The following is a 24778-nucleotide window of genomic DNA, read 5'->3' as shown; positions in this document are numbered from 1 at the left end:
CTTCGGATGTAACGGAGCGATCCTTGCCGCAATTCCTGCAATTGCCTATAGGCGTCGTCCTGATGAACGCACCAGACACACCCCCGATCTTCCCGCATCGCCACCTTCTCGGCATGGCAAACCTGTTGCCCCACGAGATCGACCAGTTGCTCGATCTCGCCGAAGCGGAGGTCGAAGTCAGTCGGCGGCGCGACAAGAAGCGCAGCGTCCTCAGGGGGCGCACCCAGATCAACCTGTTCTTCGAGGCATCGACGCGCACCCAGGCCTCCTTCGAGCTGGCCGGCAAGCGTCTCGGCGCCGACGTCATGAACATGTCGGTCGCCAACTCCTCGGTGAAGAAGGGGGAGACCCTCCTCGACACGGCGATGACGCTGAACGCCATGCGGCCGGACGTGCTGATCGTGCGCCACCATGCGGCCGGTGCGGTCGCGCTGCTGGCGCAGAAGGTCGGCTGCTCCGTCATCAACGCCGGCGACGGCGCGCACGAGCATCCGACCCAGGCCCTGCTCGATGCGCTGACGATCCGCCGCCACAAGGGCCGGATCGCCCGGCTGACAGTGGCGATCTGCGGCGACGTCCTGCACAGCCGCGTCGCCCGATCGAATATCCTTCTCCTCAACGCCCTCGGCGCCAGCGTGCGCGTCGTCGCACCGTCGACGCTGCTGCCGGCCGGCATTGAGCAGATGGGCGTCACGGTGTTTCGCGACATGCGCGAGGGGCTGAAGGACGCCGACGTGGTGATGATGCTGCGGCTGCAGCGCGAGCGCATGGCCGGTTCCTTCGTGCCCTCGGTTCGCGAATATTTCCATTATTACGGCCTCGATGCGGAAAAGCTCGCCTTCGCCCGGCCGGATGCGCTGGTCATGCATCCGGGCCCGATGAACCGCGGCGTCGAGATCTCGTCCGAAGTTGCGGACGGGCCGCAAAGCGTCATCGAGGAGCAGGTGGAGATGGGCGTCGCCGTCCGCATGGCGGTGATCCAGGCGCTGCTGCCGGGCCTCGGGAGCAACGCATGACGCGCCCGCTCGTCCTCGAGGGCATCCGCATCGTCGATCCCGATCGCGGCGTGGATGCCGCCGGCACGGTGATTGTCATCGACGGGAAGATCGCGGCGGCCGGCGCCGACGCGCTCAACCAGGGGCATCCCGAGGGCGCCGAGGTCGTCGACGGGCGACGGTTCACCGCCCTGCCCGGGCTGGTCGATGCCCGCGTCTTCATCGGCGAGCCGGGCGGCGAGCACCGCGAGACGATCCGTTCGGCGAGCCGTGCCGCGGCCGCCGGCGGCGTCACCTCGATCCTAACGATGCCGGACACCGATCCGGTCGTCGACCACGTCGCGCTCGCCGAGTTCGTCATGCGCACCGCGAGGGAAACCGCCGAGATCAACGTCTTCCCGGCCGCGGCGCTGACGCGCGGGCTGCTCGGGCAGGAAATGACCGAAATCGGGCTTCTCGGGGCCGCCGGCGTCCGGGCTTTTACGGAAGGGCGCAAGACCATCGCCAACCCGGCGTTGCTGCGCCGGATCATGACCTATGCGCGCGATTTCGACGCGCTGGTCATGCACGAGACGCAGGATGCCGAACTCACCGGCTCGGGCGTGATGACTGAAGGCCTGCTGGCTTCCTGGCTCGGCCTGCCCGGCGTGCCGCGCGAGGCCGAGGTGATCCCGCTGGAGCGCGACCTTCGCCTCGCCGAACTCACGGGCTGCCGCTATCACGCCGCCAAGATCTCGACCGCGGCGTCCGCCGACGCGGTCAGGCGCGCCAAGGCCCGCGGCCTGTCCGTCACCGCCGGTGTCTCGATCAACCATCTGGCGCTGAACGAGAACGACATCGGCGAGTACCGCACCTATTTCCGCCTGTCGCCGCCGCTGCGCCCCGAAGATGACCGCAAGGCCATGGTCGAGGCGGTCGCCGACGGCACGATCGACATCATCGTCTCCTCGCACGATCCCCATGACGAGGACGGAAAGCGCCATCCCTTCGCGGAGGCCGAGGTTGGCGCCATCGGCCTGGAAACGCTGTTCGCCGCGGCGCTACGGCTGCACCATGACGGTTCGCTGTCGCTCATGCGCGCCATCGAAACATTGACGACGGCGCCTGCTAGGTTGCTCAAGCTCGATCGCGGGACATTACGGCCCGGGCGCCCGGCCGACATCGCGATCGTCGACCTCGATGCGCCGTTCATCTACAGCAAGGCCGACATCCGCTCACAGTCGAAGAATACCGCCTTCGAGAACGCCCGCTTCCAGGGTCGGGTCTTGCGGACGATCGTCGCTGGCCGCACAGTCTTCACCGCGACAGACGGGGACTGAGCGTTTGGGGAGCGGGGAACAGATGTGGCTGATCGCGCTGGCATGCCTTGCCGGCGGCTATCTTTCCGGCTCGATTCCCTTCGGCCTGGTCTTCGCCCGGTTGTTCGGCCTCGGTGACCTGCGCCAGATCGGTTCGGGCAATATCGGCGCCACCAATGCGCTGCGCACCGGCAACAAGGCGATGGCAGCGCTGACGCTTGCCGGCGACGTCCTGAAGGGAACCGTCCCGGTGCTCGTCGCCTCGCGCTGGGGCAACGAAGCTGCCGCCGTCGCCGGCCTTGGCGCCTTTCTCGGTCATCTCTTCCCGGTCTGGCTGGGCTTCAAGGGTGGCAAGGGCGTTGCCACCTATCTCGGCATCCTGCTGGGCATGGCGCCGGTCGGTGTCCTGGTCTTTGCTGCCGTCTGGCTGTCCGTGGCGGCGATCTGGCGCTACTCCTCGCTGGCCGCGCTTGCCGCGACTCTGGTCGTGCCGATCGCCTGCGTCCTCCTCGGCTACAACGCCGCAGCGGTGCTTACAGCCGTCCTGACGCTGATCGTCTACCTGAAGCATCACGCCAATATCCGTCGGCTGCTTGCCGGCACGGAGGGCAAGATCGGGGCCAAGGGTTGAGCGGCGGTGCGGCTCCCCGGCGCGGTGTCGTCCTGCCGGACGAGACGCGTCTGGCATGGCTGCAGTTGATCCGTAGCGACAATGTTGGCCCCGTCACCTTCCGCACCCTGATCAACCGCTTCGGTGGCGCGGAAGCCGCGCTGGCCGCTCTGCCCGACCTTGCCGCACGTGGCGGCCGGCGCATCCGAGTCGCCAGCCGCGGAGCGGCGGAAGAGGAGCTTGCGCGCGCGACACGGCTCGGTGCCCGCTTCGTCTGCCTCGGCGAGCCCGACTATCCGGCGCTGCTCCGCTCATTCGATCAGGCGCCGCCGGTGCTTGCCGTGATGGGTGACATGGAGACCGCCCAGTTGCCCGCCGTCGCGATGGTCGGTGCCCGCAATGCCTCGCTGTCGGGGATCAAGCTGACCCGCACGCTCGCCGCCGAACTCGGCGCAGCCGGCTATGCTGTCGTCTCCGGCCTTGCCCGCGGCATCGACGCCGCCGCCCACGAGGCGGCGCTCGAGACCGGCACGATCGGAGTCTTCGCGGGCGGCCTCGACAAGCCCTATCCGAGTGAGCATCGCCCCTTGATGCGGCGGATCGTCGATGGCGGCGGCTGCCTCGTTTCGGAAATGCCGTTCGGCTGGGAGCCGAGGGCCATCGACTTTCCCCGTCGCAATCGACTGGTCGCCGGTCTCTGCCTGGGGCTCGTCGTGGTCGAGGCGGCGATGCGGTCGGGCTCGCTGATCAGCGCCCGCCTCGCGGCGGAAATGGGACGGCTCGTCTTCGCCGTGCCGGGATCACCGCTCGACCCGCGCGCTGCCGGAACGAATCGGCTGCTGAAGGACGGCGCGACGCTGGTCACCGAGGCGGCCGACGTCATTGCGGCGCTGCGGCCGCTGGACGCCCGCATGCGGAGCGACGACATCGCCTTGGAGGAGCCCGCCGGCCACGAACCACCGGACGAGCCAGCGCAGGGCGAGCGCGAGCGGATCGTCGAGACGCTAGGCCCGACGCCGGTCGCGATCGACGACATTATCGCCCATACCGGCTCGCGGCCCGGCGCGGTCCAACTCGTCCTGCTCGAACTCGACCTCGCCGGCCGTCTCGAACGACATCCGGACGGCAAGGTCTCTCTACTGCTTTGACCGCTTGCCGCGGGAAGCGAGCTGTCGATCCGCCTCCAGCCGGGCCATCTCCATGAGATATCCGAGGACCGACCCCTCCGGTGCACCGGATACCACCCTCAGTTGCTCCAGCATGTCGCGCACATACTGGAGATTTGCTCGCGGATCCTGGGAGTTCGATGACATGGACGGTGCAACTTCCTGAAACGAGGGGTTCCCGGTGCGCCGGTTGCGCAGACACGAATACGCGCCCTGGTTATATACTTAAGGTTATTCCCGCAGAGGTTGCAACCAGATTTGGGCCACGCAGGCGTCGGGGTTGACCCTGCGGCTGCGACTGTCCATGTGACGGGACGGCGCTCGCCTCTCCTCATTCGGCAGCTCAGCTGGCTGTCATGCGTCGCCCCCTCAGCTCTCGGGATCGTTTTCTCATGGATGTCGTCATCGTTGAATCGCCGGCCAAAGCGAAGACGATCAACAAGTATCTCGGCGGCAACTTCCAGGTTCTCGCTTCCTACGGACACGTGCGCGATCTGCCGGCCAAGGACGGCTCCGTCCGGCCGGACGAGGATTTTGCTATGGACTGGGAGGTCGCCAAGCTCTCCCAGAAGCGGCTGAACGAGATCGCCCAGGCGGTGAAGAAGGCCGACCGCGTCGTCCTCGCCACCGATCCGGACAGGGAGGGCGAAGCGATCTCGTGGCACGTGCTCGAGGTCCTGCGCCAGAAGAAGGTGATCGGCACCAAGCCGGTGAGCCGCGTCGTCTTCAACGCCATCACCAAGAAGGCGGTCCTGGACGCGATGGCCAACCCGCGGCAGATCGACGAGCCGCTGGTCGACGCCTATCTGGCCCGCCGCGCCCTGGACTATCTGGTCGGCTTCACGCTCTCGCCGGTGCTCTGGCGCAAGCTGCCCGGCGCCCGTTCGGCCGGCCGCGTCCAGTCGGTGGCACTGCGCCTCGTCTGCGACCGCGAGGCCGAGATCGAGGTCTTCAAGCCGCAGGAATACTGGCAGCTCAGCGCGTTGCTGGCGACGCCGCGCGGCGACGAGTTCCGTGCCCGCCTGACCGCCTTCGCCGGCGACAAGCTGCAGAAGATGTCCATCGGCGACGAGGCACGGGCGACGCTGATGCGCACCATGCTGGAAGGCGCGACCTACCGCGTCGACAGCATCGAAGCCAAGCCCACCCGCCGCAATCCCGGCCCGCCCTTCACCACGTCGACGTTGCAGCAGGCGGCCTCCGCCAAGCTCGGTTTCTCGGCCTCCCGCACCATGCAAGTGGCGCAGCGTCTCTATGAAGGCATTGATGTCGGCGGCGAGACCGTCGGCCTGATCACCTACATGCGGACCGACGGCGTGCAGATCGCGCCCGAGGCCATCGAGTCGGCGCGGCAGGCCATCGCCACGACCTTCGGCCCGCGCTACGTCCCCGACAAGCCACGCTTCTACGCCACCAAGGCGAAGAACGCACAGGAAGCGCACGAGGCCATCCGCCCGACCGAATTCAGCCGCCAGCCGAAGGATGTCGAGCGCTTCCTCGATCGAGACCAGGCGCGGCTCTACGACCTGATCTGGAAGCGCACAATCGCCAGCCAGATGTCGGCTGCCGAGATCGAGCGGACCACCGCCGAGATCGTCGCCGAGGGCGACGGCAAGACCGCACGCCTTCGCGCCACCGGTTCGGTCATCAAGTTCGACGGCTTCATCGGCGCCTATGTCGAGCATCGCGACGACAGCGTCGCGCCGGCTGCCGGCGAGGACGACGACGAGTCGGCGCGGCTGCCCGAAATCCGCTCGGCCGAGGATCTGGCCCGCCGCGCGGTCGACGCCTCGCAGCATTTCACCGAGCCGCCGCCGCGCTATTCGGAGGCCTCGCTGATCAAGAAGATGGAAGAACTCGGTATCGGCCGACCCTCCACCTATGCCGCGACGCTGCAGACGCTGGAGGACCGCGATTACATCGTCCAGGACAAGCGCAAGTTGTTGCCGCAGGCCAAGGGCCGGTTGGTCACCGCCTTCCTGCACAATTTCTTCGAGCGCTACGTCGAGTACGACTTCACCGCCGGCCTGGAGGAAAAGCTCGACCGGATCTCGGCGGGCGAGCTCGCCTGGAAGGACGTCCTGCGGGAGTTCTGGCTGGACTTCTCCTCGCATGTCGACGGCACCAAGGAGCTGCGGGTCTCCAATGTCCTCGACGCGCTGAACGTCGAACTCGGGCCACTGGTCTTCCCGGCGCGCGAGGACGGCACCGATCCGCGGGCCTGCCCGCGCTGCGGCGAGGGCCAGCTGTCGCTGAAGCTTGGCAAGTTCGGCGCCTTCGTCGGCTGCTCCAACTATCCCGATTGCGGCTTCACCCGGCAGCTCGGCACGAGCTTCTCCGCCGATGCGGCGGGCGACGACCAGGCGGACGGACCAAAGGAACTCGGCGCCGATCCCGCGACCGAAGAAATGGTGACGCTGCGCAGCGGCCGGTTCGGCCCCTACGTCCAGCGCGGCGAGGGCAAGGAAGCCAAGCGTTCGTCCCTGCCGAAGGGCTGGGAGGTCGCCGACATGGATCTCGAGAAGGCGCTGCGGCTCCTGTCGCTGCCGCGCGAGGTCGGCTTGCATCCCGAATCCGGCAAGCCGATCCTTGCCGGGCTGGGCCGCTACGGGCCGTTCCTGCAGCATGACGGCATGTACGCCAATCTCGAGACCATCCAGGACGTGTTCGAGGTCGGCCTCAACCGCGCCGTGACGGTGATCGCCGAGAAGAAGGAAAAGGGTGGCCGCGGTCGTGGCACCCCGGCGGCGCTCGCGACGCTTGGCGAGCACCCGGATTTTGGTGGCCAGATCACAGTTCGTGACGGCCGTTTCGGGCCCTATGTCAATGTCGGCAAGATCAACGCCACGCTGCCGAAGAGCAAGGACCCGGCGAGCGTCACGCTGGCCGAGGCGATCGTCCTGTTGAACGAACGCGCCGAGAAGACTGGCAAGGGCGGCCCGGCCAAGAAGGCTGCCGCCAAGAAGCCGGCCGCGAAGAAGGCACCGGCCAAGAAGGCGGCGGCAACCGACCGCAAGGCACCGGCGAAGAAGGCTGCCGCCAAGGCGCCGGCGAAATCAGCCGCCAAGACTGCAGCAAAGAAGCCGGCCAAGGTCGCCGCCAGCGGCGGCGATACTGTGCCCTGGGATGCGGACTAGGCCATGGCGAGGCGACAACCCGGGGCCGATGCCCGGCCGGAACTGACCCGCGAGGCGGTGCTGCGGTTCATCGCAGAGAATCCCGGCCACGCGTCGAAGCGTGACGTCGCCAAGGCCTTCGGCATCAAGGGCGACGACCGGCTGGTCCTGAAGAACCTTCTCAGCGATCTGCAGGCCGAGGGCGTGCTGGCGGGCGGGCGCAAGCGCTTCATCACGCCCGGCGCGCTCCCGAGCATTGCCGTTCTGGAGATTCGCGGCCGCGACGATGACGGCGGGCTTCTGGCCGAGCCAGTCAGCTGGGACGAGGCGCAGGACGGCGAACGCCCGCGCATCCCGGTCATCCAGCAGCGCGACAAGGCACCGGCGGCCGGTCTCGGCGAACGCATCCTCGCCCGCATCGAGACCGACGAGCACGGCCTTCGCACCGCCCGCGTCGTGCGTGTGTTGGAGCGCCGCAAGTCGTTGTCGGTCGGGGTGTTCCGGGCACGCCCGGGTGGCGGCGGCAGGGTCGAGCCGGTCGAACGCAAGCAGCCAGAATACACCGTCGCCCCGGGCGACGAAAAGGGTGCCAAGGACGGCGACCTGGTCGAGGTCGAACCCGGTCAGCGCACCCGCATCGGACTGCCGACCGCGTCCGTCATCTCCGTCGTCGGCTCGATGAACTCCGAGCGCGCGATCTCGACGATCGCGCTCCACGTCCACTCGATCCCCCACGTCTTTCCGCAGAGCGTCCTCGCCGATGCCGACAAGGCCGGCCCGGCGACCATGGATTCGCGAGAGGACTGGCGCGATCTGCCGCTCATCACCATCGACCCGGCGGATGCCAAGGACCACGACGACGCGGTGCACGCGACGGACGATTCCGATCCCGCCAATGTCGGCGGCATGATCGTCACCGTGGCGATCGCCGACGTCGCCTATTACGTCCGCTCTGGCTCCAAGCTCGATTCCGAGGCCCGGCTGCGCGGCAACTCGGTGTACTTTCCCGATCGCGTCATCCCGATGCTGCCCGAGCGAATCTCCAACGATCTCTGCTCGCTGAAGGAGGGTGTCGACCGCCCTGCCCTTGCCGTGCGGATGGTGATCGGCGCGGACGGCGAAAAGCGCGGTCATGCTTTCCACCGCATCATGATGCGCAGCCATGCCAAGCTCGCCTACGAGGAAGCCCAGGCGGCGATCGACGGCCAGCCGGGCGAGGCCGCGGCGCCGATGCTCGAGCCCGTCCTGAAGCCGCTATGGAAGGCCTATGGGCTGGTCGGGCGGGCACGTGAGCGCCGCCAGCCGCTCGATCTCGACCTGCCCGAGAAGAAGATCAAGCTGGACGAGACCGGCCGCGTCGACCGTGTCCTCGTGCCGGAGCGCCTCGATGCCCACCGGCTGATCGAGGAGTTCATGATCCTCGCCAATGTCGCGGCGGCCGAGACGCTGGAGCAGAAGCGCCAGGCGCTGATCTACCGCGCCCACGACGCTCCCTCGCTGTCCAAGCTCGAGGCGCTGCGGGACTTCCTGCGGACGCTGGAGATTTCGCTCGCGAAGGCCGGCACGCTCCGGCCGTCGCACTTCAACAGCATCCTGCGGCAGGTGAAGGCCAGCGAGCACGAGACACTGGTCAACGAGGTGGTGCTGCGCTCGCAGTCGCAGGCCGCCTATTCGCCCCAGAACATCGGCCATTTCGGCCTCAACCTGGTGCGCTACGCCCATTTCACCTCGCCGATCCGCCGCTATGCCGACCTCATCGTCCACCGCGCGCTGATCACCGCGCTCAAGCTCGGCGACGGCGGCCTGAGCCGCGAGGACGAGGAGAGCCTGGAGCAGACCGCCGAGGAGATCTCGCGCGCCGAACGCCGCGCCATGGCGGCGGAACGCGACACGGTCGACCGGCTGATCGCCCATCATCTGGCCGAGCGGCTGGGCGAGGAGTTTGCCGGGCGCATCACCGGCGTGACGCGAGCCGGGCTTTTTGTCGTGCTGCCGGCCTACGGTGCGGACGGGTTCGTCCCTATATCCACGCTCGGGGCGGAATATTTCCACCACGACGAGGTCGGCCACGCGCTGGTCGGCGAACGCAGCGGCCATGGCTACCGGCTCGGCGACGCGGTCGAGATCAAGCTGGTCAATGCCCTGCCGCTGGCAGGCTCGATGCAGTTCGAGATGCTCACCGAGCCGCGCCAGCTGCCCGGATCGACCGCGTCCTTCCACAAGGCCCAACGGCGGGGCCCCAAGGGACGCGACAAGAACGTGGCCGCGAAGACGAGGAAAAGACGATGAACCAGCCCATGAGCGCCGGCACCTTCGAGACGCGCGCCAACAGCCGCGAGGGCGAGCGGCCGCTCTGGCCGGCTCTGGTCAACGGTTTCCGCAGCCGCTGCCCGAACTGTGGAAAAGGCAAGCTCTTCAAGGGCTTCCTCAAGAGCGTTGATTCGTGTTCCGAGTGCGGGCAGGAGATCCATCACCACCGCGCCGACGATCTACCACCGTATCTCACCATTTTCATCGTCGGCCACGTCGTCGTTGCCGGCTTCATGGCGCTCGACGAGACCGTTGCCCTCTCTATGTGGACGCAGCTGGCGATCTGGGTGCCGATCACGATCGCGATGTCGCTGGCTCTGATGCAGCCGCTGAAGGGCGCGACGATCGCCCTGCAATGGTCGCTGCGCCTTGGCGGCTTCGGCGGCGAGGAAGACGCGGACCGGGTCGGGTGACCACCGAGGCTGCGCTGGAGGCACTTGAAGCCGAACGTGCGCGCCTGAGTCTTGCTCGTCCGAACGGGCCGCTTCTGCGGCCCCGCGACGCTGGCACGCTGATCGTCGTCGACCGGACCGGGCCGGTGCCGCGCCTGCTGATGGGACGCCGCTCGCCCGGCCATGTCTTCATGCCCGGTCACTACGTCTTCCCCGGCGGCCGCGTCGATCCGGAGGATCTGCGGCTCGCCGCCTCGTTCACGCTGCCGGAGAACGCGCTCGCCCGCCTGTGCGCCGGGCCGCCCTCGCGGTTCGACGCGCGCCGCGCCACCGCCGTCGCCCTCGCCGCCATCCGGGAGACCTTCGAGGAAACGGGCGCCATGGTCGGCGCCACCGGCGTGCCGGTATCCTTATCCGGTCACTGGCAGAGCTTTGCGGCACGGGCGATTCGCCCGGCGCCGGAATTGCTCGTGCCACTGGCCCGCGCCATCACGCCTCCCGGGCCGCCGCGGCGATATGACACCCGTTTCTTCTGCGTCGATGCGAGTGCCATGGGCGGTGTCATGGCCGGGGAGCCGCCGACCGATGAGCTCGAGGCCGTCGGATGGTTTCCGTTGGACGAAATCGGGCGGTTGACGATCGCGACGATCACACGGCGGGTGCTCGCCGACCTCGAAATACGATTAGCCGACGATTCCTTTCTGGACGCGTCGCGTCCGATGCCCTTTTACCGTTCTGTGCGCGGCCGCTTCGTCCGCGACCTGCTCTGAACGAGAGGCCCTCGGGCGATGGACAAGTGGACGCCGGCTGACATCGTCGCCGAGGCGGAGGCAGAGATCACCGAGATCGACTGGATCGCGGCAGGCGCCGCGATCGCCTCGATCAGTGCCGTCGGCATCGCGCTGGGCCTCGGCTTGCCGCTGCTGAGCGTCATCCTCGAGCGGCGCGGCATCTCCGCGACCATGATCGGGGCGAACACGGCCGTCGCCGGCGCGGCCTCGCTCCTCGCGGCCCCGTTGATCACGCCCATCGCACGAGTGATCGGGGTGCGGGTCTCGATGCTCGCCGCCATCGTCCTCTGCGGCTTCTCGGCCATCGGCTTCTATCTCGCGACAGCGTTCTGGATGTGGTTCCCGCTACGGCTGGTGTTCCACTTCTCGATTACCGCGCTCTTCGTCCTCTCGGAGTTCTGGATCAACGCTGCTGCACCGCCCGGCAGACGCGGCTTCATCCTCGGCATCTATGCGACCGTTCTGTCGCTCGGCTTCGCCGCCGGCCCCTGGATCTTCTCGCAGGTCGGCTCCAGCGGCTTCCTGCCCTTCGGCATCGGCGCCGGCGTGATTTTCGCCTCGGCGATTCCGCTGTTCTTCGCCTGGAACCGTCAGCCGCTCCTTGGCAAGCACCAGAGCGGCGCCTTCTGGCGGTTCATCTTTTCCGTGCCGACCGCTACCGGCGCCGTGCTGGTGTTCGGCGCAGTCGAGGCCGGCGGCTTCGCGCTCTTCCCGATCTATGGCGAGCGGATCGGCTTCCCCGAAGCGTCGGCGGCCCTGCTGCTGACTGCGATCGGGCTCGGCAACGTCCTCATGCAGATCCCGATCGGCCTCGTCTCGGACAAGGTCGCCGACCGGCGGCAGCTGCTCTCGCTCTTCGCCTTCGTCGGGCTGGTGGGCACGCTCTGCCTGCCGCTCCTGGCTGAAAGCTGGTGGCTGATGGCGGGCGTGCTGTTCCTCTGGGGCGGCGTCGTCGCCGGCCTCTACACGGTCGGTCTGGCGCATCTCGGATCGAAGCTCTCCGGTTCCGACCTCGCCTCCGCCAACGCCGCCTTCATCTTCTGCTATTCGGCCGGCATGCTGGTCGGGCCACAGGCGATCGGCTCGTCGATGGACCTCTTCGGCAACAACGGCTTCTCCTGGGCGCTCGCCGTATTTTTCGCCGCCTACCTCGCGCTGACGCTCGTCCGCCTCGCGCTGAGCCGGTACCGGACTTGACTTGGCGGCGCGCGTGGCTATGGTCCCGCTGAAATCCGCCGACGCGATGCGCCGGCGCATTGGCGCGTGGCGCGCCTGCCGCATCTGCGGCGCGCGCACGGGTCGACAGAAGTTTTCAGCCGCGCTATCGGCAAACGGACGGGACCCTGGCGGTCCGGTCGGCGCGGCGCGCATCAGCGAACGGACAGGGCGATGGCCAAGGCAACGACGATCAAGATCAAGCTCCTCTCGACGGCCGACACCGGCTTCTTCTACGTGACGAAGAAGAACAGCCGTACGATGACCGACAAGATGACCAAGACGAAGTACGACCCGATCGCGCGCAAGCACGTCGAGTTCAAGGAAGCCAAGATCAAGTAGGCTTCCGTCGTCGTCCGACAGATGATGGCGCCGCTCCGGCAACGGGGCGGCGTTTTTCGTGCGCCTGCAATCGGGTGTCGTGCGTCTGGGACTGGTAATGCGCCTGGGATCCGTCAGGATCGGGCCATCGACGTAGGAAAGGCCGCGTAGGCCGCTTTAAGCCAGGGCCGACCGGACCGCGCTCCCGGAGCGGTCGAGCCCGAACGGTGAAGCGGTCCCTTGCTCCCACGACAGCGCGTCGGAGCGAAAATGGCCGGCCGGCTTGATGCGACGGTACGAGGAAACCGTCATTGCATGAAGCCGACCGGCCCCCCACGGGACCCAGGAGATGCGGCGGACCTGAGCATTCCATGGGGTAGCTGTGAAGATCTCGGGATCCCCCTTGACCTCCGATTTCGACGTGACACTCGCTCAGAACCGATTCGAATGCAACGAGATTGGCCGCACTGTCTTGTGAACTTTAATTAATGGTTAAGGACGTTTCCGCGCCGCCGATCCCGTTGGCGAAGCTCAGGCTGCGACCTGGACTTCCACCCGGTTCCGCCCTCCCCGCTTGGCGGCATAGAGCGCCGCATCGGCGCGCTTCAGCAGCGACAGATTGTCATCCCTGCCGGGCTCGAAGACCGCCAGCCCTTCGCTGACCGTCACCATGATCGCCTCTCCCTCCACGACGAACGGCTTCTCGCAGACGCATTGGCGGATTCGCTCGGCGATGGCGCCCGCGGTGCTGGCGTCCGCCTCGATCATCAGGATGGCGAACTCCTCCCCGCCGAAGCGGCAGGCAAGGTCGCTGGAGCGCAGGCACTGCGACAGGCGGGTCGCGAACTCCTTGAGCACGCGGTCCCCGACATCGTGACCCCAATTGTCGTTGATGCGCTTGAAATGGTCGATGTCGGCCATCAGCAGGGCGAAGCCGACGCCGGTGTCCTCAGCCGCCGCAACAGCCCGGGCCATGTGGGTTTCGAGGAAGCGACGGTTGTGGAGACCGGTGAGCGGATCGGACACTGCCAGCTGGATGGTTCGCTGCACCGAGTTGCGCAGCCCGTCGTCGTAGCGCTTGCGCCGGATCTGCGTCCTGATCCGGGCGACGAGCTCGTTGCGGTCGATCGGCCGGTGGATGTAGTCGTTGCCGCCGAGTTCCAGCGCACGCGCGAGCTTCATCTCGTTGTCCGACCGCGCGCTGGCAGGATCGGCGTGAGCCGGCTGGCCTCGTTGGAGCGCAGCTGCGAGATCAGCCGCAACGGGTCGACGCCCTTCCCGTCCATGTCGATCAAGAGGACATCCGTTTGGCCTGCGGCGGCGGCATCGATGAAGTCCGACGCGTCGTCGATTATGTCGACGGACGCGACCCCCTTGAGGTGACGGCGGATGCGCTGGCCATGTTCGGCCGATTCGCTGAACAGCAGCACGTGCGGGGGTGGCTGCAGCAGGTCCGGCCGGAAATGCGTATCGGCCGCCATCAGGCTGACGGTAGTCTCGGCGCGGCGCCGCAGCTCGTCGGTGACGAATTTCAGCCGCGTCAGGCTGCGGACACGGGAGAACAGCGCGAGGTCGCGCACCGGCTTGGTCAGGAAGTCGTCGGCACCGGCCTCGAGCCCCGTTAGTCGATCGGAAGCCTGGTCGAGCGCGGTGATCAGGACGACCGGCAGATGCGTCGTGCGCGGGTCTGCCTTCAGCCGGCGACAGACCTCGAACCCGTCCATTCCGGGCATCATCACGTCGAGGAGCACGAGATCGACAGACTCGGTCTGGCAGATTCGCAGCGCGTCCGGGCCGTTGGTGGCCGTGACGACCTGATAGTATTCCGCCGTCAGACGTGCATCGAGAAGCTTCACGTTCAGCTCGATGTCGTCGACGAGGAGAATACGGGCCGTCATCGCAGATCTCAGCTCTCACCCAGGAACGAACGGATCGTCTCGATGAACTTCACCACCGATATCGGCTTCGAGATATAGGCCTCGCAGCCGCCCTGGCGGATGCGCTCCTCGTCGCCCTTCATGGCAAAGGCCGTGACCGCGATGATCGGGATCTTGAACAGCTCCGGATCGCTCTTCAGCTGGCGCGTGACATCCAGTCCCGAGATCTCGGGAAGCTGGATGTCCATCAGGATCAGGTCCGGCCGGTGTTCGCGCGCCAGGTCGACGGCGGTCAGCCCGCTGCGCGTCTGCACCGTCGCGTAGCCGTGCGCCTCGATGAGGTCACGGAAGAGCTTCATGTTGAGCTCGTTGTCTTCGACGATCATCACGGTCTTGGCCATCGGGCACTCCTCGCCTCGACCCTCACATGGTCTTCGGCTATTCAGGGTCTCTTCTAGCGGGAACTGATTTAAGAAGTGGGAATCGATCGGTTGCGGTCTCTTAACGATAACAATCGGTTACCTGGCAGTTCCCGGCAAGCCACGGTCAGCCGCGAGACCGCTGATTCCGTTGCGGTTCAGGCACTTGGCTTCATCGCGGCCGATCGGCCCCTGCTCGACCGCTTCCTCGCCGTGACCGGCATCAACGTCGCCGAGTTGCGCGCCGCCGCCGCGACGCCCGGTTTTCTCGCCGGCGTCCTTGATTTCGTGCTCGCCCACGAACCCACCCTGATGGCCTTCGCCGCGGACCAGTCGCTCGACCCCGCCCTTGTGGTGGCTGCACGCGAAGCCCTTGCCGACAGCTTCGGCGCGACGCCGCGATGAGCCGGCGCAGCGTAACCCAAGGACCGCGAGTCGGCGAGATCATGCAGTCGCACGAGGCGCTGCTCGTCCTCGACATCGACGAGGTGGTTCTCGAATTCATCGCGCCGTTCCAGGAACTTCTCGCCGAGCATGGAGCGCACCTGAGCGCCGAGAGCTTCCGCCTGACCGGCAATGTCCGCTCGCTGTCGACCGGGGCGGCGTTGACCGGCTCCGAACTCGACCAGGTAACGATGCGTCTCTACGAGGATCAGCAGGAGCGCCAGAAGGTGGTGCCGGGCGCGGTCGAATCGCTCGGGCGCCTCGCCGGCACGGCCGACATCGTGTTTCTCACCGCCATGACGCCCTCCTTCTATCCCCATCGGCGGGCGTTGCTGGATCGCGAGGGTCTCGCCTTCCCGATGATCGCGACGGAGCGCTCCAAGGGCGCCGTCGTCGCGGAACTCGGCGTGCGCTGGAAGGGCCCGCTGATCTTCGCCGACGATCTGCCGCCCAATCTCGTCTCGGTGCAGCGCAGCTATCCGGCTGCCCACTTGATCCATCTGATGGCCAACGAGGCCTTTCGCCCGCATCTGCCGCCGTTGCCGAACGGCGCGCTCGCCGCCGCCGACTGGGCTGAGGCCGAATCGCTGATTCTCGCGATCCTCGACGGCGAACCGGCCCGGACCCGCGGCGCCGCATAGCAGCGCTGCTTTCGCCGCGATTTCCCTCCGTGGGCGGCTGGGCTATCCTGCCCGCCAGCAACTCGCCCCGAGTCCGACATGTCCGCCCCATCACCCTTGCGCTTCTGCCGGGACTGCCTCGTCCGCCAGGGCGCGAACGGGCGCCGCTGCACGTCTTGCGGCAGCCCCCGGGTCGCGGATCACCCGGAACTCGCCGATCTCGCCATCGCCCATCTCGACTGCGATGCGTTCTATGCCAGCGTCGAGAAGCGCGACCGGCCGGAGTTGCTGCATCGGCCGGTGATCATCGGTGGCGGGCAGCGCGGTGTCGTCTCGACCGCCTGCTACATCGCTCGCATCCGCGGCGTGCGCTCCGCCATGCCGATGTTCAAGGCGCTGAAGCTCTGCCCTGACGCCGTGGTTTTATCGCCCGACATGGCGAAATACGCCGGCGTCGGCCGCGAGGTCCGGGCGATGATGCTGGCGGTCACTCCGCTGGTCGAGCCGCTGTCGATCGACGAGGCGTTTCTCGACCTGTCCGGCACGGAGCGCCTGCATGGCGAACCCGCGGCGATGACGCTCGCCCGGCTCGCGGCCCGCGTCGAGAAAGACCTCGGCATCACCGTCTCGATCGGCCTGTCGCACAACAAGTTCCTCGCCAAGGTGGCGAGCGACCTTGAGAAGCCGCGCGGCTTCTCGGTGATCGGGCGAAAGGAAACCCTCGCCTTCCTCGCCGACAAGCCGGTGACGAAGATCTGGGGCGTCGGCGGCGCCATGGAACGTTCGCTCGCCGGCGACGGCATCACCAGCATCGGCCAGTTGCAGACCATGGACGAGGCCGGGCTGATGCGGCGCTATGGCCAGATGGGTCAGCGCCTGTATCGGCTGTCCCGCGGCATCGACACGCGAAAGGTCGATCCGAGCAGCGAGATGAAGAGCATCTCGGCGGAAACCACCTTCAACAGTGACCTGTCCGCCGCCGCCGACCTGGTGCCGCTGCTGCGCGCCCTCAGCGAAAAGGTCGCGCGGCGCCTGAAGGCGACGGACCTGTCGGCGATGACGATCGTCCTGAAGCTGAAGAGCGCCGGCTTCCGCATCCGGACGCGCAATTTCAAGCTCGGCCAGCCAACGCGGCTTGCCGACCGGATATTCGCAACGGGCCGGATGCTGCTGGAGAAGGAGATCGACGGCACGCGCTTCCGGCTGATCGGCATCGGCTGCTCGGACTTCCACCCGGCGGTGATGGCCGACCCCGACGATCTCGTCGATCCGGGCGCCGCCAAGCGCGCCAAGGCGGAGGCGGCGCTCGACCGGTTGCGCGACCGCTTTGGCCAGAGCGCAATCGAAACCGGCTATACGTTCGGCCGGACGGCACGAAAGCACGTCGCGACCTCCGGCACCTTTCGCTCGAAGCCGGTCGAGGCGCCGGACGACGACGCCAGTTAGGGCCCGGCGACGCGCCCGGACCGATTCCGCCGCCTAGCAGGTTCCATTGCCTACAGGAGCTCGACGTCGAGCACGCCGGGCGCGGCCTTCACCGCGCTCGCCATCTGCGGCGAGACGCGGTAGCGACCGGGCAACGTGATCTCCACCTCCCGCTCGCCGGCGTCGCGCACCAGGATCACCGAAACCTCGCTGTCGCCGTCGGTCTGCAACTGGCTGCGGACCAGTTGCAGGGGCGCCGCGTCGCGCATGAAGATGCGCAGCGCCTTCTGCATGCGCACCGCCTCGTCCTCCAGCGACTGCACCGACTGCACGCGCAGCGAGATGCCTTCCGGGCGTTCCTCCGCGGAAACCGTGACGATCACCGAGGCGCCCGGCTCCAGCATGTCGCGGAAGGCGTAGAGCACCTCGGAGAACAGCACGACCTCGTACTGGCCGCTCGGATCGGACAGCTGGACGATGCCGATCTTGCCGCCGGTCCGCGTCTTGCGCTCCTGGCGCGAGGTGACCGTTCCGGCGAGCTTGCCGGCGCTGGCGCCGCGCTTCACCCCGGCGGTGACCTCAGCATGGGTCTGGACGCGCAGGCGCTTCAGCGTCGCCTTGTATTCGTCGAGCGGGTGCGCCGAGATGTAGAAGCCGATCGCCTGGAATTCCCGCAGCAGCTTCTCGGCCGACGTCCAGAGCGGCGCCGGGTTGAGCCGCAGCGGCTCCGGCGCGTCGCCGGCGGAGCCGAACATGTCGTGCTGGCCGGAGGTGCGGCCCTCGTGGACGCGCAACGCGTAAGAAGCCATCAGCTCGATATTGGCGGTCAGGACCGCGCGATCGTGGCCGAAGCAGTCGAGCGCGCCGGCGGCGATCAGGAATTCCAGCGTCCGCTTGTTGACGATCTTCGGGTCGATGCGGGCGCAGAAATCCTCCAGCGAGGCGTATTCGCCCTCACCGCGGCGCTCGACGATGTGCTCGACCGCCTGCTCGCCGATGCCCTTGATCGCCGCCAGCGCGTAGAGGATCCGGTCCTCGCCGACCTCGAACGCCTTGTGCGAGGTCTGCACCGAGGGCGCCACCACCGTGATTCCCAGCCGTTGGGCATCCATGCGGAAATCGTTGAGCTTGTCGGTGTTGCCGCAATCGAGCGTCATCGACGCGGCGAGGAACTCGACCGGGTAGTTCGCCTTCAGATAGGCCGTCTGATAGGCGATCAGCGCGTAGGCCGCCGCGTGGCTCTTGTTGAAGCCGTAATCGGCGAACTTGGCGAGCAGATCGAAGATCATGTTCGCATGGGCTTTCTCGAGCCCGTTGGCGACGGCGCCCTCGACGAAGCGCACGCGCTGCTGGTCCATCTCGGCGCGGATCTTCTTGCCCATCGCGCGGCGCAGCAGGTCGGCTTCGCCGAGCGAGTAGCCAGCGAGGACCTGGGCGATCTGCATCACCTGTTCTTGGTAGATGATGACGCCCTGGGTCTCCTGCAGGATCGGCACGATCTTCGGATGGATGACGTCGACTTCCTCGTCGCCATGCTTGCGGGCGTTGTAGGTCGGGATGTTCTCCATCGGGCCCGGCCGGTAGAGCGCGACCAGGGCGATGATGTCCTCGAAGCGGTCGGGCCGCATGCCGATCAGCGCCTTGCGCATGCCGACCGATTCCACCTGAAAGACCCCGACAGTTTCGCCGCGGGTCAGCATCTCGTAGCTCTTGGCATCGTCCAGCGGGATCGCCGCAAGATCGATATCGATGCCCTTGCGGGCGATCAACGACACCGCCTTCTGCAGCGTCGTCAGCGTCTTCAGGCCGAGAAAGTCGAACTTGACCAGGCCCGCCGGTTCCACCCACTTCATGTTGTACTGGGTGACCGGCATGTCGGAGCGCGGGTCGCGATACATCGGCACGAGCTTCGACAGCGGCCGGTCGCCAATGACGATGCCGGCGGCGTGGGTCGAGGCGTGGCGGTAGAGCCCCTCGAGCTTCAGCGCGATGGAGATCAGCCGGTCGACGATCTCCTCCTTCTCGCGGGCTTCCTGCAGCCGCGGCTCCTCGACCAGCGCCTGCGCCAGCGTCACCGGGTTGGCCGGGTTCTGCGGCACCAGCTTGCAGAGCTTGTCGACATGGCCGTAGGACATTTCGAGCACGCGCCCGACGTCGCGCAGCACGGCGCGCGCCTGCAGCGTTCCGAAGGTGATGATCTGCCCGACCTGGTCGCGGCCGTATTTGCCTTGGACGTAGCGGATGACCTCCTCGCGCCGATCCTGGCAGAAGTCGATGTCGAAATCCGGCATCGACACGCGGTCCGGGTTGAGGAAGCGCTCGAACAGCAGCGAAAAGCGCAGCGGATCGAGATCGGTAATGGTCAGCGAATAGGCGACCAGCGAGCCGGCACCGGAACCACGGCCGGGCCCAACCGGGATGCCCTGCGCCTTGGCCCATTTGATGAAGTCCGCAACGATCAGGAAGTAGCCCGGAAACTTCATCCGCTCGATGATCGTCAGCTCGAAGTCGAGGCGGGCGCGGTAGCTCTCCTCGGTCTCGCCCGGCGCAAGCCCGAGCGTCGCCAGCCGCTTCTCCAGCCCCTCGAAGGCCTGGCGGCGCAGTTCACCGACTTCGGCCGCATCGGCCTCGACCGGATCGGCGTCGGCGCCGGCAAAGCGCGGCAGGATCGGCGCGCGGGTGCGCGGCCGATACGAACAGCGGCGGGCAACCTCGATGGTGTTCTGCAGGGCTTCCGGCAGGTCGGCGAACAGAACCGCCATCTCGCCCTGGGTCTTCAGGCAGTGATCGCGCGACAGCCGGCGGCGATCCTCCTGGCTGACCAGGCGGTTGCTGGCGACCGCGAGCAGCGCGTCATGCGCATCGAAATCGTCGGGGCAATAGAAGAACGGCTCGTTGGTCGCCACCAGCGGCAGCGCCATGTCGTAGGCGATCTGGATCGTTTCCGCCTCCACGCGGCGGCTCCGCCCCTCCTGGCGCTGCAGCTCGACATAGAGCCGGTCGCCGAAGCAGGCCGCGAGTCGCTCGAGCCGGGCCCGGGCGAGCGGGCCGCGGTCGCCGGCGAGCGCGAGACCGATCGGCCCGAGCGGACCGCCGGTCAGGCAGATCACGTCCCCGCAATGCGCCTCGATCCACTCGACCGGCACATGCGGCCGCTGGGTGTCGGGGTGGCCGAGATAGGCCAGCGAGACGATCTCGACGAGGTTGGCATAACCCGCCTCGCTCGTCGCGATCAGAACCAGGGGCGCCATCGGCAGTGCGTTGCGGTCGCCGCGCCCGCCCCGGCCTTCGGTGATCGTGTCGCCGAAATCGACGTCGAGTTGGCAGCCGACGATCGGCTGCAGCCCGGCCTTCGCGGCCTTTTCGGAAAACTCCAGCGCGCCGAACAGATTATTTGTGTCGGCGATGCCGATCGCAGGCGCCTCGTCGGCAACGGCGAACTTGATGATCTGGTCGAGCTTCAGCGCGCCTTCGAGCAGCGAGAAGGCGCTGTGCACCCGCAGGTGAATGAAGCGGGGGCTGTCACCGATGTGATCGCTCATCCGGAAGCTCCTGGGTCACGGGCGCCCCAGGTCGTCGCCCCGAGGAGCCCCTTGGCGGCATCAGTCCCGCTGTCCTACCCGCTCCGCCGCCGCCCGGTAAGAGCGCGCACGAACCGTCCCCAGGAAAGCGACCGGTCAGACCGCGTGGACGAGAAGCGTGAGGCTGAACACGAAACCGGACAGGGCGGCCAGCGACAGGAGATCCTTGGTGATTTCGAGCATCTTCGTTCCCTTTTTGTTCTATGTTCGCCATCTGTTCCTCTCGTAGCGGCAATGTCAAGCGCCAGGCGCACGAAAGCGTGGCCTAGCGAGAGACGAGCGATGTCGAAGGGTTTGGAGATCGCCGACGAATGCCGGCGCTATGTCGAGACCGTCGGCGGTCAGCCGAACTGGTGGGGCACGATCCGCCCCTGCTCGATGGTGATCGAGCGATCCATTCGTGCCGCCAGCTCGTGATTGTGCGTGGCGATCAGGGCCGCGACGCCGGACTGGCGGACCAGCGCGGTCAGCGCGTCGAAGACGTAGCCCGCTGTCGTCGGATCGAGATTGCCGGTCGGCTCGTCGGCCAGCAGCACGTGCGGCGAATTGGCGACGGCACGGGCGATCGCCACGCGCTGTTGCTCGCCGCCGGACAACTCGGCCGGGCGGTGCAAGGCGCGCTTGCCGATCCGCATGTAGTCAAGCAGTTCCTGCGCCCTTGCTTCCGCGGCGACGCGGCCGAGCCCGAGAATCATCTGCGGCAGCATGACGTTCTCGAGGGCCGAGAACTCCGGCAGCAGATGATGGAACTGGTAGACGAATCCGATCGACCGGCGCCGCATCTGCGTGCGGCGATCATCGCCAAGACTGCCGCAGGCCTCGCCGCCGACATAGACCTCGCCGGTGTCGGGTTTCTCGAGCAGGCCGGCAATGTGCAGCAGGGTCGACTTGCCGGCACCGGACGGCGCGACGAGCGCGATCATCTCGCCGGCGTGCACTTCCACCTCGGCTCCGTCGAGGATCGTGAGCTTGCCCTCGCCTTCCTTGAAATGTCGACCGACCGCCTCGAGCCGCAGCGCAACAGTGTCAGTCATCATTCGTACCGCAATGCCTCGACCGGATCGAGCCGGGACGCCTGCCACGACGGCAGGATCGTCGCGACGAAGGAAAGGCCGACCGCCATCAGGACGACCAGCACGACCTCCGACACGTCGATCTCCGCCGGCAGCTGGCTGAGAAAATAGAATTCAGGATTGAACAGCGTGGTCCCCGAGAGCCAGGAGAAGAACAGCCTGATGTTCTCGATGTTGAGGCAGAACGCCGTGCCGAGGATCAACCCCGCGAGCGTCCCGGCCAACCCGATCGAGGCGCCGGTGATCAGGAACACCCGCATCACCGCGCCCTTGGTCGCACCCATCGTGCGCAGGATGGCGATGTCCCGGCCCTTGTCCTTCACCAGCATGAAGAGGCCCGAGATGATGTTCAGCGCCGCCACGAGAATGATCAGCGTCAGGATGATGAACATGACGTTCCGCTCGACCTGCAGCGCCGAGAAGAACGACTCGTTCTGGGTCTGCCAAGTGACGGTGTAGGCCGGGCGCTGTGCCGCCGCCTCGATCTGCGGCTGCAGCAGGCGCACCGCGTCGGGATCGTCGACGAACAGCTCGATCGACTGGGCCTGATCCTCCTGGTTGAAGAACAGCTGGGCCTCGGTCAGCGGCATGTAGACATAGGCCGCGTCGTATTCCGACAGGCCGATCTCGAAGATCGCCGTGACCGGATAGGCCTTGACCCTCGGGGTCGTGCCCAGCGGCGTCACGTCGCCCTCGGGCGACACGAGGGTGATGTTGTCGTCGAGCCGCAGGCCGAGCGCTTCGGCAAGACGGATGCCGATGGCGACGCCGCCACCCGTGTCGAAATCCGTCAGCGTTCCCTGGCGGATGTTCTCCGAGATCGGCGCCAGCTCATCGAGGTCGGCGCCGCGCACGCCCTTTACCAGCGCGCCGGTGCTGGTGGTGGCGGGGCCGGAGGCCAGCACCTGCCCCTGCACCAGCGGCATGGCGAAATCGACGCCCGGCACCGTTGCGACGCGCTGTGCGACGACGTCGAAATCGCGCAGCGGCTGGTCGATCGGATAAAGGATGACGTGGCCGTTGACGCCGAGGATCCGGGTCAGCAGCTCGCCGCGGAAACCGTTCATCACCGACATGACGATGATCAGCGCCGCGACGCCCAGCATGATGCCGATGAAAGAGAAGCCGGCGATCACCGAGACGCCGGCGTCCCGCCGGCGCGCCCGCAGATAGCGCCCGGCGATCATCCATTCGAAGCGGGAGAACGGCCGGGTCGAGCCGCGCTTCTGCGCCGGCGCGGCCGGTGCGAGCGTCGCTTCCGTCAAGCCAGCACCCGGTCCAGGACCGCCGCGATCGGCAGCGTCTCGCGTTCGCCGGTGGCCCGATCCTTGATCTCGGCCTCGCCCGACTTGGCTCCGCGCGGGCCGACGATCAGCTGCAGCGGCAGACCGATCAGGTCCATCGTGGCGAATTTCGCGCCGGCGCGGGTTTCCTGGTCGTCATAGAGCACCTCGACGCCAGCGGCCTCGAGCTGCGCGTAGAGCTCGTCGCAGACGCGGTCGCAATCGGCATCGCCCGGCTTCATGTTGATCAGCCCGACGTCGAAGGGCGCAACCGATTTCGGCCAGATGATACCGTTTTCGTCATGCGAGGCCTCGATGATCGCCGCGAGCAACCGGCTCGGGCCGATCCCGTAGGATCCCATGTGGACGGGAACATCCTTCCCGTCCGGGCCGGTGACGACAGCATTCATCGGCGCGGAGTACTTGGTGCCGAAGTGGAAAATATGGCCGACCTCGATGCCGCGGGCGGCGAGCCGCTCGTCCTCCGGCAAGGCGTCCCAAACGGCCGTCTCGTGCATCTCGTCCGTCGCCGCGTAGGGGGTCGTCCAGGTGTCGACAATCGCCCGCAGGGCCGTCGGATCGCTGAAATCGACGTCGGCGCCAGGAACCGGCAGGCCGAGATAGTCGCGGTGGCAGAACACCTCGCTCTCGCCGGTGGCGGCGAGGATGATGAATTCGTGGCTGAGGTCGCCGCCGATCGGACCGGTATCGGCCCGCATCGGGATGGCCTTCAGGCCGCACCGCTCGAAGGTCCGCAGATACGCGACGAACATCCGATCGTAGGACGCGCGCGCCGATTCGAAGTCGAGGTCGAAGGAATAGGCGTCCTTCATCAGGAACTCACGGCTGCGCATCACGCCGAAGCGCGGGCGTACCTCGTCCCGGAACTTCCACTGGAGATGGTAGAGGTTGAGCGGCAGGTCCTTGTAGGAGCGAACCGAGGACCGGAAGATGTCGGTGACCATCTCCTCGTTGGTCGGCCCGAACAGCAGGTCGCGGCCGTGGCGATCCTCGATGCGCAGCATCTCCTTGCCGTAATCCTCGTAGCGCCCGCTCTCGCGCCACAGGTCGGCGGACTGAATCGTCGGCATCAGCAGTTCGATAGCGCCGGAGCGGTTCTGCTCCTCGCGCACGATGTCGCAGACCTTGTCCAGCACGCGCTTGCCGAGCGGCAGGAACGAATAGATGCCCGCCGCCTGCTGCCGGATCATCCCGGCCCGTAGCATCAGACGATGCGATACGATCTCGGCTTCCTTCGGCGTTTCCTTGAGAATCGGCAGAAAATATCGCGACAGGCGCATGATGAGTCCGGTCAGATCCAGGGTCGGCGGCCACGTGGGCCACGGAGCCGCCTCATAACTGGTAGACTGCAGAATGGAAAGGCAGGATGGACCGGACGCAGGAAGCGCAGAACGGCAGTCGAAGCGATGACATCAAAATTTGACATCGCCGCAAATTTCGCGTGACAACACGCGGCGGTCTGGCTAACGTCCGGCCTTATAAAGAAGGCGCCCGTGAGGCGCCGACTGCGGTCTAGTCTCGGGAGGACGCGGTTTCCGGCGCGACACATCGTCGCAGCCCCGAACAAAGTCTTCGGTGTGAAATCCAGGCACGCAACCTCAACCATGCAAGGCGAAAGCCTTGCATTTTTTTTGCCCTCCGCTTTTGCCGGTTCCGCTTCCTGATCGTCCATAGGCCGATCACGGCGTCGGCTCATACCAACGTGCGCGATAGCTGACTCTGTAGGGGTTCCCAAGGCGGGCGAAGTCTGAATCGATGGAGGCAAACGGAGGTTTGCCATGGCTTCAGCGATCCCGCTTCGTTCCGATTTCAACGGACCCG

18 protein-coding genes and 1 pseudogene are annotated in these 24778 nt (G+C 66.9%); 13 read left to right on the top strand and 6 right to left on the bottom strand.

Going from position 1 to position 24778, the window contains the following annotated elements:
- Positions 1–62 precede the first annotated feature (62 nt).
- The 10 genes from GTW51_RS18110 to rpmG all read left to right on the top strand — a co-directional run bounded on the left by GTW51_RS18110 (position 63) and on the right by rpmG (position 12235).
- Entirely contained in the window at positions 63–1016 is a 954-nt protein-coding gene (locus tag GTW51_RS18110) for an aspartate carbamoyltransferase catalytic subunit (protein ID WP_163045472.1), read from the top strand.
- Complete coding sequence (locus tag GTW51_RS18105; protein ID WP_163045471.1) at positions 1013–2314, top strand: dihydroorotase; 1302 nt, start codon at positions 1013–1015, stop codon at positions 2312–2314. Before GTW51_RS18110 ends, GTW51_RS18105 begins: the two co-directional genes overlap by 4 nt.
- Positions 2315–2336: 22 nt before the next feature.
- Positions 2337–2924 (top strand): glycerol-3-phosphate 1-O-acyltransferase PlsY, encoded by a 588-nt coding sequence (plsY, locus tag GTW51_RS18100; RefSeq protein WP_163045470.1) that lies wholly within the window; start codon positions 2337–2339, stop codon positions 2922–2924.
- Positions 2921–4051: a DNA-processing protein DprA gene (gene dprA, locus GTW51_RS18095; RefSeq protein ID WP_163045469.1), complete on the top strand. Its 1131-nt coding sequence runs from the start codon at positions 2921–2923 to the stop codon at positions 4049–4051. The genes plsY and dprA overlap by 4 nt, the downstream gene beginning before the upstream one ends.
- Before the next feature lie 410 nt (positions 4052–4461).
- Entirely contained in the window at positions 4462–7206 is a 2745-nt protein-coding gene (topA, locus tag GTW51_RS18090) for a type I DNA topoisomerase (protein WP_163045468.1), read from the top strand.
- Positions 7207–7209: 3 nt separating this feature from the next.
- Positions 7210–9474 carry a ribonuclease R gene (rnr, locus tag GTW51_RS18085; protein ID WP_163045467.1) on the top strand — a complete coding sequence of 755 codons (2265 nt, stop codon included), beginning with the start codon at positions 7210–7212 and terminating at the stop codon, positions 9472–9474.
- Positions 9471–9908 (top strand): DUF983 domain-containing protein, encoded by a 438-nt coding sequence (locus GTW51_RS18080; protein WP_163045466.1) that lies wholly within the window; start codon positions 9471–9473, stop codon positions 9906–9908. Before rnr ends, GTW51_RS18080 begins: the two co-directional genes overlap by 4 nt.
- Positions 9905–10657: an NUDIX hydrolase gene (locus GTW51_RS18075; RefSeq protein WP_343034055.1), complete on the top strand. Its 753-nt coding sequence runs from the start codon at positions 9905–9907 to the stop codon at positions 10655–10657. The genes GTW51_RS18080 and GTW51_RS18075 overlap by 4 nt, the downstream gene beginning before the upstream one ends.
- Positions 10658–10675: 18 nt before the next feature.
- Complete coding sequence (locus GTW51_RS18070; protein WP_163045464.1) at positions 10676–11875, top strand: MFS transporter; 1200 nt, start codon at positions 10676–10678, stop codon at positions 11873–11875.
- Positions 11876–12067: 192 nt separating this feature from the next.
- Entirely contained in the window at positions 12068–12235 is a 168-nt protein-coding gene (gene rpmG, locus GTW51_RS18065) for a 50S ribosomal protein L33 (protein ID WP_163045463.1), read from the top strand.
- A 510-nt stretch (positions 12236–12745) separates the two neighbouring features.
- On the opposite strand, the pseudogene GTW51_RS18060 reads toward rpmG, so the two are convergent.
- Together GTW51_RS18060 and GTW51_RS18055 are read right to left on the bottom strand one after the other, a co-directional pair.
- Positions 12746–14112, bottom strand: a pseudogene (locus tag GTW51_RS18060) (PleD family two-component system response regulator).
- Between the two features lie 8 nt (positions 14113–14120).
- Positions 14121–14492, bottom strand: a complete 372-nt coding sequence (locus GTW51_RS18055) for a response regulator (RefSeq protein WP_163045462.1) — start codon at positions 14490–14492, stop codon at positions 14121–14123.
- An 81-nt stretch (positions 14493–14573) separates the two neighbouring features.
- On the opposite strand from GTW51_RS18055, the gene GTW51_RS18050 reads away from it, so the two are divergent.
- The 3 genes from GTW51_RS18050 to GTW51_RS18040 all read left to right on the top strand — a co-directional run bounded on the left by GTW51_RS18050 (position 14574) and on the right by GTW51_RS18040 (position 17020).
- The gene (locus GTW51_RS18050; protein WP_425483284.1) at positions 14574–14915 is read left to right on the top strand and encodes a DUF3572 domain-containing protein; all 342 of its coding nucleotides are present in this window, start codon (positions 14574–14576) and stop codon (positions 14913–14915) included.
- Between the two features lie 41 nt (positions 14916–14956).
- Complete coding sequence (locus tag GTW51_RS18045; RefSeq protein ID WP_246233254.1) at positions 14957–15595, top strand: hypothetical protein; 639 nt, start codon at positions 14957–14959, stop codon at positions 15593–15595.
- 78 nt (positions 15596–15673) lie between these two features.
- On the top strand, positions 15674–17020 hold the full coding sequence (locus tag GTW51_RS18040) for a DNA polymerase IV (RefSeq protein ID WP_163045460.1): 1347 nt from the start codon (positions 15674–15676) through the stop codon (positions 17018–17020).
- Between the two features lie 50 nt (positions 17021–17070).
- On the opposite strand, the gene dnaE is transcribed toward GTW51_RS18040, so the two are convergent.
- The 4 genes from dnaE to proS all read right to left on the bottom strand — a co-directional run bounded on the left by dnaE (position 17071) and on the right by proS (position 24237).
- Positions 17071–20541 (bottom strand): DNA polymerase III subunit alpha, encoded by a 3471-nt coding sequence (gene dnaE, locus GTW51_RS18035; RefSeq protein WP_163045459.1) that lies wholly within the window; start codon positions 20539–20541, stop codon positions 17071–17073.
- A 380-nt stretch (positions 20542–20921) separates the two neighbouring features.
- Positions 20922–21614: an ABC transporter ATP-binding protein gene (locus GTW51_RS18030; RefSeq protein ID WP_163045458.1), complete on the bottom strand. Its 693-nt coding sequence runs from the start codon at positions 21612–21614 to the stop codon at positions 20922–20924.
- Positions 21614–22840, bottom strand: a complete 1227-nt coding sequence (locus GTW51_RS18025) for a lipoprotein-releasing ABC transporter permease subunit (protein WP_163045518.1) — start codon at positions 22838–22840, stop codon at positions 21614–21616. The genes GTW51_RS18030 and GTW51_RS18025 overlap by 1 nt, the downstream gene beginning before the upstream one ends.
- 74 nt (positions 22841–22914) lie before the next feature.
- Complete coding sequence (gene proS / locus GTW51_RS18020) at positions 22915–24237, bottom strand: proline--tRNA ligase (RefSeq protein WP_163045457.1); 1323 nt, start codon at positions 24235–24237, stop codon at positions 22915–22917.
- Between the last annotated feature and the right edge of the window lie 541 nt (positions 24238–24778).

The organism is Aurantimonas aggregata, assembly GCF_010500835.1.
Taxonomy (GTDB): Bacteria; Pseudomonadota; Alphaproteobacteria; order Rhizobiales; family Rhizobiaceae; genus Aurantimonas; species Aurantimonas aggregata.
The sequence above is the reverse complement of the archived record's forward strand: the minus strand, read 5'-3'. Positions and strand labels throughout refer to the sequence as shown.